General features: G+C 63.8%; 9 protein-coding genes. 6 read left to right on the forward strand and 3 right to left on the reverse strand.

The window, feature by feature from the left end; all coding sequences use genetic code 11:
• Positions 1-18: 18 nt before the first annotated feature.
• Positions 19-504 (reverse strand): (2Fe-2S)-binding protein, encoded by a 486-nt coding sequence (locus X265_RS02555; protein ID WP_128963499.1) that lies wholly within the window; start codon positions 502-504, stop codon positions 19-21.
• Positions 505-1,184: 680 nt separating this feature from the next.
• Here X265_RS02555 and X265_RS02560 point away from each other — a divergent pair.
• From X265_RS02560 to X265_RS02580, 5 genes are all read left to right on the forward strand, one after another.
• Entirely contained in the window at positions 1,185-1,634 is a 450-nt protein-coding gene (locus tag X265_RS02560; RefSeq protein WP_128963500.1) for an SRPBCC family protein, read from the forward strand.
• A 313-nt stretch (positions 1,635-1,947) separates the two neighbouring features.
• Positions 1,948-3,660: a PQQ-dependent methanol/ethanol family dehydrogenase gene (locus X265_RS02565; RefSeq protein ID WP_244659388.1), complete on the forward strand. Its 1,713-nt coding sequence runs from the start codon at positions 1,948-1,950 to the stop codon at positions 3,658-3,660.
• Between the two features lie 136 nt (positions 3,661-3,796).
• Complete coding sequence (locus tag X265_RS02570) at positions 3,797-4,984, forward strand: c-type cytochrome (protein ID WP_164938393.1); 1,188 nt, start codon at positions 3,797-3,799, stop codon at positions 4,982-4,984.
• Positions 4,985-5,105: 121 nt separating this feature from the next.
• On the forward strand, positions 5,106-5,792 hold the full coding sequence (locus X265_RS02575; protein ID WP_128963502.1) for a response regulator: 687 nt from the start codon (positions 5,106-5,108) through the stop codon (positions 5,790-5,792).
• 130 nt (positions 5,793-5,922) lie between these two features.
• Positions 5,923-6,618 (forward strand): response regulator, encoded by a 696-nt coding sequence (locus X265_RS02580; RefSeq protein ID WP_128963503.1) that lies wholly within the window; start codon positions 5,923-5,925, stop codon positions 6,616-6,618.
• 143 nt (positions 6,619-6,761) lie between these two features.
• Here the strand turns inward: X265_RS02580 and X265_RS02585 are convergent, their stop codons facing one another.
• On the reverse strand, positions 6,762-8,111 hold the full coding sequence (locus X265_RS02585) for a hybrid sensor histidine kinase/response regulator (RefSeq protein ID WP_164938394.1): 1,350 nt from the start codon (positions 8,109-8,111) through the stop codon (positions 6,762-6,764).
• Between the two features lie 5 nt (positions 8,112-8,116).
• The gene (locus X265_RS02590) at positions 8,117-9,283 is read right to left on the reverse strand and encodes an FIST N-terminal domain-containing protein (RefSeq protein ID WP_128963505.1); all 1,167 of its coding nucleotides are present in this window, start codon (positions 9,281-9,283) and stop codon (positions 8,117-8,119) included.
• Between the two features lie 264 nt (positions 9,284-9,547).
• Here X265_RS02590 and X265_RS02595 point away from each other — a divergent pair, with 264 nt between their 5' ends.
• A complete protein-coding gene (locus X265_RS02595; RefSeq protein ID WP_164938395.1) occupies positions 9,548-11,587 on the forward strand; it encodes a methyl-accepting chemotaxis protein in 2,040 nt (679 codons plus the stop codon).
• Positions 11,588-11,601: the final 14 nt, after the last annotated feature.

The following is an 11,601-nucleotide window of genomic DNA, read 5'->3' on the forward strand; positions in this document are numbered from 1 at the left end:
CTTTCGAGGCGAGCCGCTTTACTCGGCCGCCTGCGAGACCTTCATGCGTCCGGCTGCATCCAGCACGGCCTTGACGATGTTGTGATAGCCGGTGCAGCGGCAGATATTGCCTTCGAGCTCGTGACGGACGGTCGCCTCGTCGAGCTGGCCACCATGGCGCTGCACGATGTCGATCGCCGACATGATCATGCCTGGGGTGCAATAGCCGCACTGCAGGCCGTGATTGTCGCGGAAGGCGGCCTGCATCGGATGCAGCTCGTCTCCCTTGGCGATGCCTTCGATGGTGGTGACGTTGGCGCCGTCAGCCTGGCCTGCCAGCATGGTGCAGGATTTCACCGCCCTGCCGTCCACATGCACGACGCAGGCGCCGCACTGGCTGGTGTCGCAGCCGACATGCGTTCCGGTGAGGTTGAGGTGATCGCGCAAGACGTGGACCAGCAGCGTGCGGTCCTCGACATCGACGGCAACGGCCTTGCCGTTCACCGTCAGTTTGACTGTAGACACAGTGTACTCCTCCCGAATGTTTGTCGTTATTCCAATTAGAGACAGCGCGAACGAAACTTTGCAACTGGGATTTTGGTGACCGTGCGTCATCGAAAGGTCATCGTGGCGGCAGCCGCCGATGCGCGATTCGGTCACACCGGTCCGTGCCGTCGCCGACGTGTGGCGCGACCTCGTGGTGAGCTTTTGAAAGAGGTGCCCGCTGCGTCTTTGACGGCGTGTGCCTGTAGGCCCATCGCGCGAAGCGCTCTTTGGTCGTGCCTCACGCCTCGCGCCGTCGCACGTCGATTTCTCCCTTCGATGCCTTGTTCGTTGCGCCGAATAGGAGCACGCGCCCATGCCGTTGTAATCGCGATCTTGGTAGTAGGCGGCTGCGGATTAAGTCATTGATTTTATTTGCGGCAATGCAACAACATGCCGCCGAGCCGAGGACGCGGAAGGACCGTCGGCGTCGCAGCACTCGGATGTCATTCCGGGGCCCGAGCGGAGCGAGGGAGCCCGGAATCCATCAAGCCGCAGAGTCCACGGCTAAATGGATTCCGGGCTCGCGACGTCGTCGCGCCCCGGAACAACGTTGATCGACTGAGCCGCGGCAAGAGCCGCCCTAGTACTTACTGGCGATTGATCGCAGCCGGGCGCCACCTTAGTCGGAGCTGACAAGCAACAGCAAAAGGGTGGAAACGATGCAGATGAACGACAGCCAGCGCATCCCGGCATCGAAAGCCAAGGTGTGGGCTGCGCTCAACGATCCCGATATCCTCAAGCAGTGCATTCCCGGCTGCCAATCGCTCGAGATGTCGTCGCCGACGGAGATGACTGCGACCGTGGTGCTGAAGGTCGGGCCAGTGAAGGCGACGTTCGGCGGCAAGGTGACGCTGACCGATATCGAAGCACCCACCAGCTATCGCATCATCGGCGAAGGTGCCGGCGGCGTTGCGGGCTTCGCCAAGGGCGGCGCGACGATCAGGCTGGAAGAAGAATCTCCTGACGTCACCATCCTGCACTACGAGGCGGATGCGCAGATCGGCGGCAAGCTCGCGCAGCTCGGTTCGCGGCTGATCGATTCGACGTCGCGAAAGCTGGCCGCGAATTTCTTTGAAAGTTTTGCGGCACTGGTAGCGCCATCATCGTGATTGCTGACGAGCACGCTTGCCACACGATCATCCCGGATGAGTTCGCTCGTCCGGGACGACGATCGAGAGTGGGACGATGCCATCAGCACTCGGTTGGTGCATTTCGCTCTGCAATTCAAGGCAAAGACGCGAGCCGCGGCAACGAGATGAGCGCAAAAATTGCCACTGATTCTCACTACTACCTTCCGCCTATACTAAGCGCGCGGCGGCAATGTTGTAATTCCGAACGATGGTTCGCAGACAAACTGCGTATCACGAGCGCATCGCGCTCGGGCGCTCAACGCGGCGCATGCAACAACATCGGAGGAAATACATGACCTTTTCGAAGGGCTTCCTGGCTGGCATTTCGATGATTGCCATGCTGGCCGCCGCAACATCCATCGCTCGCGCCAACGACTCCGTGATCAAGGCGCAATCCGATCAGAAGCAGTGGGCCGTCCCCGGTCACGACTACGGCAACACGCGCTTCAGCCCGCTCAAGCAGATCAACACCGAGAATGCCGGCAAGCTGACGCTCGCTTATTCGTTCTCGCTGGCCTCGCTGCGTTCGAACGAATCATCACCGATCGTGATCGGCGACACGCTCTACGTCTCGACCTCCTGGGGTCCGAAATACGTCTATGCGCTGGATGCCGCCACGGGTAAGCGCAAATGGACCTTTGAACCGGAAATTCCCGACGACGTGCTGCAATACGCCTGTTGCGACGTCAACAACCGCGGCGTCTCCTATGCCGACGGCAAGATTTTCGTCGGCCGGCTCGACGGCAAACTGACGGCGCTCGATGCCGCGACCGGCAAGGCGCTGTGGACGTCCAAGGTCGTCGATTACAAGCAGGGCTCGGTCATCACCTCGCCGCCGCTCGTCGTGCGCGACAAGGTCATCACCGGCTTCGGCGGCGGCGAGTACGGCGCGCGTGGTTCGCTGCAGGCCTTCGACATCAACACCGGCAAGCAGCTGTGGCAGACCTACACCGTTCCCAGTCCGGACGAGCCCGGCGGCGACAGCTGGAAGGGTGACTCCGCCCAGCATGGCGGCGGCGCGGCCTGGCTGGTCGGCTCCTACGATCCGAAGACCGACACGGTCTATTGGGGCACCAGCAATCCCGGTCCGTGGAACACAGGCGTTCGTTCGACCGGCGACGGCAATTTCGGCAAACTGACCAACCTCTACACCGCCTCGACGCTGGCGCTCGATCCCAACACCGGCAAGATCAAGTGGCACATCCAGACCACGCCGGCCGATGCCTGGGACTATGACGGCGTCAACGAAGCCGTGCTCGCCGACCTCAAGATCGGCGGCAGCACGGTTCCGGCGCTGATGAAGGCGGATCGCAACGGCTACTTCTTCGTCGCCAATCGCGAGACGGGCAAGGTGCTCTCGGCCGAGAAGTACGTCTTCTCGAACTGGGCCAAGAAGTGGGACGTCAACACCATGCGTGCGGAAGAGGATCCGGACAAGCGTCCGGGCCCGAACCATCCGGCAAAGGACATCTGCCCGAACCTGATCGGCGGCAAGAACTGGCAGCCGATGTCGTTCAACCCGCAGACCGGCCTCGTCTACATCCCGTCCAACAATGTCTGCATGGACTGGGCCGTCTCGGACGTCGCCTACAAGCGCGGCGTGTTCTATCTCGGCGCCGAATTCCCGACCAAGGAAGGCCCCGGCGGCTTCCTCGGCGAACTCATGGCGTGGGATCCGGTCGCTCAGAAGAAGGTGTGGTCGATCAAGGAAGACCTGCCGTTCAACGGCGGCACACTGACCACCGGCGGCGGCCTGGTGTTCGCCGGCAACCTTCACGGCGACTTCCGCGCCATCGATGCGAAGAACGGCAAGGTGCTCTGGAGCAAGAATCTCGGCTCCGGAATCGGTGCGGGGCCGGTGACCTATGAGGTTGGCGGCAAGCAGTATGTCGCCATCGTCGTTGGTCGTACCGCCGCGATACCTGCGTTCCTGGGCGATATTGGAAAGAAGATGACGGCCGCAGCCCCCGAGGGCGGTTCTCTCTTCGTGTTCTCCGTCCAGTGACGACTGGCGCGCGTATCCCGAGGTGACAGGATACGCGCGCATTTTTCTCAGGCGACAGTTGCGGCGCCGGCCGATGGCTCGTGCCGCAACGCCTTACCGGCAAAGCTCCGGCACAACAAAGCTACGGGAGAAGAGGATGCGTCCGAATCAGTCTGGCACCGGCACGAGCCGAAATCGCGCCATCTCAGGCCTGTTCGCTTGTATCGCCGCAGCGTCGATCGTTGCGGCCTCGCCACTGCATGCCGAGGAGGCGGAGCCGTTCCGTCTCTGTGCCGATCCGACCAATCTTCCGTTCTCGAGCGATAATCCGTCGCAACCGGGGTTCTATGTCGAGATCGGGCAGGCGCTGGCGCAGGCACTCGGCCGGCCGATCGCCTATGACTGGTACAAATCCTATTTCGGCAAGCGGACCGTGCGCGTCACGCTGCTCGGCAAGCAATGCGACGCCATGATCGGCCTGCCGCGCTCCGAGGATTTCATGGGACCGGCCGTGATCTTCTCCAGCGCTTTCGCCAGCGAAGGCTATGCGCTGGTGGCGGCGAAGGGAGCGGTGATCGGCGGCGTCGACGGCCTCAAGGGCAAGCGCGTCGCGGTGCAGTTCGCCAGCACGCCGCAAAACCTGCTTGCGAGCCGTGACGATATCCAGAAGGTCACGGTGCTGTCGCCCGAGGAAGCCATGCAGGCGCTTGACCAGGGCAAGGCCGATGTCGCCTTCATATGGGGACCTGTCGCCGGCTGGCTCAACAAGACCAGCTACAACGATCGCTATCAGATCCAGCTGACCGAGGGCGAAGGCCTGTCATGGGACGCCGCCATCGGCTTTGCGAAGGCATCCACCGAGCTGCGCGATCGCGTCGATGCCGTCCTGCCGCAGCTTCAGAGGACGATCGCCGAGCTCGCGGTGAAGTATGGCTTGCCGACGGGCCAGCCGGTGCGCTTCGGTGCGGCCCAGCCGGTGCCGGCGGGAACAACGACCGGGATGGGAACCGGCCCCAGTGTGGTGCAGGTCGCCAACGTGGTGGCGAGTGAGGTCAAGGGCGACGCGTCCGCACCCAACGCGGAGGCCGTCGGTGCCGGCAAGGAGATCTTCAACGGCACCTGCGCGCATTGTCATGGTCCCGATGCCGTCCAGAGCGAGCGGAAGATCGACCTCAGGCTCCTGCATCACCGCTACGGCGAGGACATGCGCGACACGTTCTGGAAGACCGTGCATGAAGGCCGGCCGTCCAAGGGCATGCCGGCCTGGAAGGAAGTGTTCACCGACGAGCAGTTCGACAGCATTTATTCCTTCCTGCTGACGGTTCAGGCGGAATCGAACGACTGAACGGCCTTGACCGGACGGGAAAGAGAAGATGTGCTAGCGTCCATCCGCCATCCTCAGGGCGCCGAACCGGCGCAGGATGGTGCCGCTGCCATGCATGCGGTGGATTCACTTGGAAGGCGCCATGGCCAGCTTCCTGATCATCGATGATCATCCGCTGTTTCGCGAGGCGCTCGGCAATGCCGTGCGGCTGGCGTTGCCGGAGGCGCGGATTCTCGAGGCGATGTCGATCGAGGATGCCTTGCACACTCTCTCGGCCGAGCAGGGCGTCGACCTCGCGCTGCTTGATCTCTCGCTGCCGGATGCGACCGGCTTCTCCGGCTTTCTCCGTCTGCGTGAGGCCTATCCGCGCCTGCCCGTCGCGATCGTTTCGAGCGAAGAGGACCAGCGCGTCGTCGGCGAGGCGCTGGCGCTCGGAGCCGCCGGCTATCTGCCGAAGTCGACGTCGAAGCGCGAGCTGGCACGATCGATCGAAGGCGTGCTCAGCGGATCGGTGTCGGTCCCGAAGGATTTTGTGGCGGCGCCGCAGCGGGGCCGGGCCGATGCCAGCAAGGCGCTCGAAGTCAAGCTGCGCGAGCTTACGCCGCAGCAGCTTCGCGTGCTCGACCTGTTGCGTCGCGGCTATCCGAACCGGCAGATTGCCCAGGAGCTTCAGCTCGCGGAATCCACGGTGAAGGCGCACATCACCGAGATCCTGCGCAAGCTCGGTCTGTTCAGCCGCAACAAGGCGATCGTCGAGATCGGCAAGATGGATCTGCCCGGCCCGCGCAGCCGGCTCAATGCGCGCCTCGATCGTGGGAGGGCGTCGTGATGGCAAGTCGCGTCTTTGATCTGGATCAAGCCGGCGACATCAGGCGGAGACATTCTCATCCTGGGCAATTCCACATCGACCCCAGCGGCATTCCCGGCTTTGGCCAGATCCTCAGAGCGGCTCACGCACGATGCGATTTCTGATTGTCGAGGACCATCCGTTGTTTCGCGAGGCGCTCGAAGGTGCGCTTCAGATGGTGGAGCCTGCGGCCGAGATCCTCCAGGCGATTTCGATCGACGACGCGCTCGAGCAGGTCGCCGCGATCCCGGACATCGACCTCATCCTGCTCGATCTGTCGATGCCCGGCACGACGGGCCTTTCAGGCATCATTCGCGTCCGCAAGACGTTTCCCAGGATTCCCGTCGTCATCGTCTCGGGCCATCAGGACCCGCAGATCATCTCCGGTGCATTGTCATTGGGCGTGTCGGGCTACGTCCTCAAATCATCGTCCAAGCAGACGTTGGCGCAGTCGATCGGCGAGGTGCTGCGCGGCTCGGTCTGTGTTCCCGCCGCCTATCACGGGTCGGTCCGCGCGCAGCGTGCGGCCGGTCCGGCGGAGGATCTCCTGAAACGTCTGCACGATTTGACGCCGCAGCAATTGCGCGTGCTCGACATGCTCAAGCGGGGCCTGCAGAACAAGCAGATCGCCTATGAGCTGAAGATTTCGGAGACCACGGTGAAGGTCCACGTCTCCGATATCTTGCGCAAGCTCAACGTGCTGAGCCGCACCAAGGCGATCGTCGAAATGTCCAGGATCGACTTCGCGAATCTGGCCGCCGAGAGCCCCGCGACGCGGCGCGAGCGGGCTCAGCCGGAGCAGCCGTGAGGCGACTTCTGCCGATGGGTCGCACGGATCGAGCTGTGATTGGCCGAAGATTACGTCTTGGGAATTATCGGCTTGAAGAAATGTAGAATACTACCGCTACTGTGCATGGGGTTGTTTTCGGATTTTGTCCGAAGGCCATCCGATCAGCTCAGCAGGAACGACAGCAGCGCGCGCATCTCGGCGGGCCTGATCGGCTTCTTCAGCACTTCGAGGCCGTGACGGCTCGCTTCCTTCGCCGCCTTCTCGGAGTAATCGGCGGTGATGATCATGGCCGGCGTATCGAGCTTCAGATGCTCTCGGACATCGGCGATCGCCGATAGGCCGCTCTCGCCATGGTCGAGGTGGAGATCGGCGATGATTGCGTCGGGCGCGCCGCCGAGCTCATTGAGGCGCAACAACGCGTCCGCGGTCGATCGCGTGGTCGCGACGTCGCAGCCCCATCCCTCCAGCAGGGCGGCCAAGGCTTCCGAGCCGTTCGGATCGTTCTCGATCAGCAGGATCTTGGCGCCCTCGAGGCCACCATAATGCTGCTCGGCCGGCTTGACCTCGTGCACCTCGTCGCGGACTTCAGTGAGGTCCGCCGGCTCCAGTTCCAGGGAGAAGGTCGAGCCCCTGCCGATCTGCGAGGACAGCCGCACCTTGTGTCCGAGCACGGTTGCGAAACGCCGGACGATGGAGAGGCCCAGCCCGAAACCGGCCTGGTCGGCGGCGCTGGCCTCGCCGCGCTGGAATTCGCGGAAGATCGCCTCCTGCTGCGCCTGCGCGATTCCCGGCCCGGTGTCGGAGACCTGAATGCAGATGCGGTCTCCCCTCGGCCGGCACCCCATCACGACGCCACCGCTGCGGGTGTAGCGGATGGCATTGGCCAGCAGGTTTTGCAGGATCCGTCGCAACATCATCGCATCCGACCTCACCACCAGCTGCGAGGCGCGGATACGCAGGGACAGGCCTTGCCGCGCCGCGATCGGCTCGAACTCGTTGCGGAGCTGCTCGAACAGAGGTGCGAGCGCGATGGCGTGGACGTCGGGCTTGAGCGCGCCGGCGTCGAGCTTGGCGATCTCCAGCAGCGAGCGCAGCAGGTCCTCCAGCATCAGCAGCGAGCGGTCGGCCTGATCGATCAGGAGGCCCGCCTCCTGCGATTCCATCATCTCGGTCAGCGCCGACAGGGTGAGGCGGGCCGCATTGAGCGGCTGTAACAGGTCGTGGGTGACGGAGATCAGCACCGAGGATTTCAACGAGCTCGCGGCCTCGGCCTGCTGCTTGGCGCGGTAGAGACCCTCATTGGCGCGCTCGACCGAGTGCAGCGCCTCGCGCAATTGATGCGTCCGGTCGCGAACCTTGTGGTCGAGCGCGATGGCGGTTTCGAACAGGGAGAAGGCGTTGAGCTGCTGGTCCATCGAGCGCTCGACGCGCGACATCAGCGCGGCGTTGATCTTCCGCAGCTTGGCGGCCTCGCGCTGCAGCTGGTCCATCGTATCGGAGCTCTGCGACATGTCCGTCACGCCGGGCGCCTTCCGATCGCGACGCCCGTAAAAGTCTGGTTCACATGCATCGAGCCGAACTGTTCGCCATAGGTGTGGAATCCGACGACGCGGTTCTGCCGGTACAGCTCGGACATGTCGCGGGCGAGCTGGTGCTGCTCGGCATCGAGGCGGCGGAGCAGACATTCAAAGCCGATATAGAGCGAGACGTCTCCGATCTGGTCGCGGATGTCGGCGAAGGTCTGACGCGTCGAGCCGACCAGGCTTTTCGACGAGGCCGCGGTCAGCACCATGCCCTCGTCGATGGCGCAGAAGAAATGCAGCGAGCCGTCCGGCTCGACGCGCTGGATCGACCGGGCATAATATGAGCCGCCGACCCGCACCAGGACGGGGTGGGATGCGAAGGAGAACGGGTCGAGCTTGGCATCCATGATCCCGACCATGCGGGAATATTCCTCGGCCGCCGGCTCGGCATTCAACTCCCTGACCGTTCGATTTTCGATGTCGGCCTCCGTGACCACCATCTTCTGCGCCCGCGGCTCGAAATTGTCGCACTTGAACACCCGGAACGGCAGCGACGTGCTCAGCAGGATCAGCAGCGCGGCATTGCTGTGTGCCTTACCGTCGAAGAACACAAAGGTCTTCTCGAAGCGCATCCCGTCGCCCGCGGAGCCGCCGACGACGGGGATATCGTCGAGCGAGGCATAGATCGCGGACATCACCGCTTCTTCGCGCCGGCACAGGCCGTCGATCAGGACCAGGCCGAAGGGGCTCCCACGGTCGATCTGCGGGCTCGCCCGCAGCAGCTCGTGCCGGAGCTCGCCGCCGATCCTGCGGCCGTCCTCGACCTGGAAGCTCTCGAGATTGAAAATGGGCCGCACCGCCGCCGAGAAATCGGCGCGGCTGAAGGCGAGGGCCACGACACTGTTCTCGTCCCAGCCGTCAGGGGCGAGCTCGCCCGCGGTGGTGCAGCCGCAGACCTGGGTCTCATCGAAGTGTCGGGTGATCTCGGCGATGAAACGATGAGGGTCGTAGCGGGGAGAGAGGAAGACCAGGATCAGTGCCAGCTCGTCGGACGGGAGCTGGGCCGCAAGCTCGGCCACGGCTTCATCGACGGTGGCGGCCTTCGATTTGGCAACGGCAACACCAGACGCACCGCCAAACCGAAACTCGGTTTGCCCCACTCCGCTTCTCCCTTGAGGACCAGCTTGGTCTGACGCCAAGTGCGTGATTATTGCCTGACAAGTACCGTAAGAATAAGGCGTTTTCCGGTTGGCCGCAACACGCGAGCTCGCTCGGGGCCCCCTTCCCGGAGCTGGGACTCTCCGCTCCCGAATACAGATCGGACGAATTTACCGCCCTTTATCGATTCTGCCTTAGTTTTGCGCATCCAGGTCTGGGGGCGGGGCGCCTCCGGATCGCGGCTGAAGACTGAATGGGGGTTGGGAATGTCCGGGCGTACCGCATCGCCGTCTAAGCGCAGCTTGTTTCCGACCCTCCGGTTCCGCGCCAAGATCATCCTCGGTTTTGCAGCCGTGCTGGTCATCTCGGCCGGAAGCATGGCGTTCTCCTATTTCGGCTTCGAGCGCGTCTCATCCGGCGTCGGGTCCTATCGCAACAGCGTCTCGGAGGCCGATCTCGCCCGCAACATCGATCGCGAGCTGCTTGCCTACCGCTCGGCCGTCAAATATTTCGTCGTCACCGGCAAGGAAGACGACGCCAAGACCGCGCTGGACGCCGAGACCAGCCTGAAGAATGCCATCGACCAAGCGGTCAAGAGCGCCAAGACGCCGGCGCGGCAGGACAGCCTCGACAAACTCGCCAAGGAATTTTCGAACTTCTCCGCGACCTTCGCCAAGGTCCTCAAGGCCAAGCGTGACAGCACGTTGCTGGTGCAGAACCAGCTCTCGCGGCAAGCCAATCTCCTGAAATACAAGCTCGACGACATCGGCAACAACGCTTCCGATTCCGAGGCGCAGGCGATCGAGTTCGGCACCAAGCAGGTCAACGCCCAATTCCAGACCGCGAGCTCGGCGGCGACCAATTTCGTGCTGACGTCCGACCAGGCGATCGCGAGCAGTGCGCTGGCGCGGCTGAAATTCGTCGAGAACTCGCTCGGCGCGGTCTATTCCATGGACGACAAGATCGTCGCCGGCCTGAAAGATGCCAAGGCGATCCTCACCGCTTATCGCGAAGCGCTGGAGAAGCTGATCGCCAACGCCAAGCTGGTCGATGAGCTCGTCACCGAGATGAGCGGATCGGCTGGCGCGATCCTTCAGGGCGCCACCGCCATGAAGGCGGATCTGGTTGCCGAACAGCAGCGCCTGGATTCGGAATCGGAAGCCACCATCGGCAAGACCGAGCAACTGGTGCTGATGCTGGCCGTCGGCGGTACGCTGTTGGGTGCGGTCCTCGCCTTCCTGCTCGGCACCGGCATCTCGCGGCCGATGATCGCGATGTGCAAGGCGATGCGCGAGCTGGCTTCGGGGAATTTCGACGTCGTGCTGCCGGGCCTCGGGCGCAAAGATGAGATCGGCGAGATGGCGGGCGCGGTCGAGGAGTTCAAGGTTCAGGCGGTGGCCAAGGCCGAGCGCGATGCCGCCGCCAGCGAAGCGCAGAACAAGGAGCAGGCCGCGTCGCGCCGCGCCGAGCTGATCCGCTTTGCCGATGATTTCGAGAGCGCGGTCGGCGCCATCGTCTCCAACGTCTCGGCCTCCGCCGTGCAGCTGGAATCGGCGGCCTCGACGCTGACCCGCACTGCCGAAACGACGCAGAGCCTGTCGAGCCAGGTCGCCGGCGTGTCCGAGCAGGCCTCCTCCAACATGCAGTCGGTCGCCACCGCGACGGAAGAGCTGTCGGCCTCGGTCGAGGAGATCGGCCGCCAGGTTCGCGATTCCAGCCGCATTGCCGAGGCCGCCGTGGGGCAGGCCAAGGAGACCGACGGCCGGATCGGTAAACTCTCGCACGCCGCCCAGCAGATCGGCGAGGTGGTCAAGCTGATCACGGCGATCGCCGAGCAGACCAACCTTCTCGCGCTCAACGCCACCATCGAGGCCGCGCGGGCCGGCGAGGCCGGACGCGGCTTTGCGGTGGTCGCGAGCGAAGTGAAATCGCTGGCGAGCCAGACCGCCAAGGCGACGGACGAGATTTCCTCGCACATCGCGGGCATGCAGGGCGCGACCGCCGAGTCGGTCGCCGCGATCAAGGAGATCGGTGCGACCATCGGCCAGATCTCGTCGATCTCAACCTCGATTGCGAGCGCCGTCGAGCAGCAGGGCGCGGCGACGCAGGAGATTGCGCGCAGTGTCCAGACCGTCGCGCAGGGCACCCAGACTGCGGCGACCGATATCGGTCAGGTCAATCGCGGCGCCGCCGAGACCGGCTCGGCCTCGGAAGAGGTGCTGAACTCGGCCAAGACACTCTCCAGTGAAAGCGCGCGCCTGCGGGCCGAGCTCGACCGCTTCATGGCAAATATCCGGGCAGCTTAAAGCCTGGATCGTTT

Source organism: Bradyrhizobium guangdongense (assembly GCF_004114975.1).
GTDB classification, from domain to species: Bacteria; Pseudomonadota; Alphaproteobacteria; order Rhizobiales; family Xanthobacteraceae; genus Bradyrhizobium; species Bradyrhizobium guangdongense.